Genomic DNA, 499 nt, shown 5'->3' on the forward strand with positions numbered 1-499 from the left:
GGCTGGACCCGGTCGGCGCCGGGCAGGCGCACGACGTTGTCGCCGTCGCCGCGGCCGGGCTGGGGCTCGGTGCGGCTGCGGTCGACCGGCTTGAACGGGGCGCGCTCGGTGCCGGTCTTCTGCCCGAGGACCGAGCGCAGCCGCCAGATCACGAAGACGGCGAGCGCCAGGAAGATGATCGTCGTCACGTCGAAGCTGTCCTGCATCACCGATCCGATGGTGGCCGCCGTGGAGCGCGGGTCCCGGCCGCAGCCTTGGCCCGTGCGCGCGGCTCCGGGAAATCCGAGAGGGGTCGCACGATGGTCATGTCACGCCGCATGCATCCTCGAGCGGACGCGGCCGGGCTCTCGAGGAAACGCGCCGCGTCCCCCTTTGCATAGGGGGCAATGGGCATATGGGGCAATGCACCGGCCGGTTCCAGGCGACATCGCGGAGGATCGCCCCGGCCGCGTCGTCGCGACACGCGCCGCCGGGACCGGCCGCGGCCCGACGCCGGCAC

The 499-nt window shown here is 73.5% G+C and carries 1 pseudogene; it reads right to left on the reverse strand.

Annotated elements, in window-relative coordinates:
• Positions 1–206 (reverse strand): annotated as a pseudogene (locus FV230_RS29190) (calcium-binding protein); the annotation flags it as partial.
• Between the last annotated feature and the right edge of the window lie 293 nt (positions 207–499).

Origin of the sequence: Methylobacterium sp. WL6 (genome assembly GCF_008040095.1) — a bacterium.
In the GTDB taxonomy this organism is placed as follows: domain Bacteria; phylum Pseudomonadota; class Alphaproteobacteria; order Rhizobiales; family Beijerinckiaceae; genus Methylobacterium.